This is a genomic window from Caulobacter sp. 05T431, from assembly GCF_056665975.1.
Genome location: NZ_JBFTKU010000143.1, coordinates 1 through 416, shown reverse-complemented (window position 1 = coordinate 416; position 416 = coordinate 1). Strand labels below are relative to the sequence as shown.

General features: G+C 62.4%; 1 protein-coding gene. It reads left to right on the top strand.

The features are described 5' to 3' along the window. Positions 1–232 (top strand): hypothetical protein (locus tag AC1U89_RS24885; protein WP_479902284.1); only part of this gene is annotated, 232 nt, incomplete at its 5' end. Positions 233–416: the final 184 nt, after the last annotated feature.

Sequence of the window (416 nt, the reverse complement as noted above, 5' to 3'; positions counted from 1 at the left end):
CGCTGAGGCCTTGCTATTGGCGTCGTTGACGTCAATGTCGATCCAGCGGTCGATGGGCAGTTCCCACGCCGAAGTGCTGGGAATGGTCTTCATTTTCGTGGACGGCAACGACTACATGCACCCGGAGCTGCKTGCCCTGCTGCTGAACACCGACGGGTTCGGGGTCATCAGCGACCGGCTCCTGTACGCACGACGCGGGTACCGCTGCAGTGGCGGGGGGAGTGCGGTTTAGGGCCCTTGGCGGCTCGCCTACCCGATCGAACCTAGAGCGTCCTCACTCTGCTGCGCTGTGGCAATCAGTCTGGTGAATGACGCAGCGGACCGTTCTCATAAAACGATCGATTGATGAGACACGCGGCGGCTCGCAGAGGGCCTCAGGAGTTCCCGGCACCACAAGGGCCGCCGCTGTCTCGAAA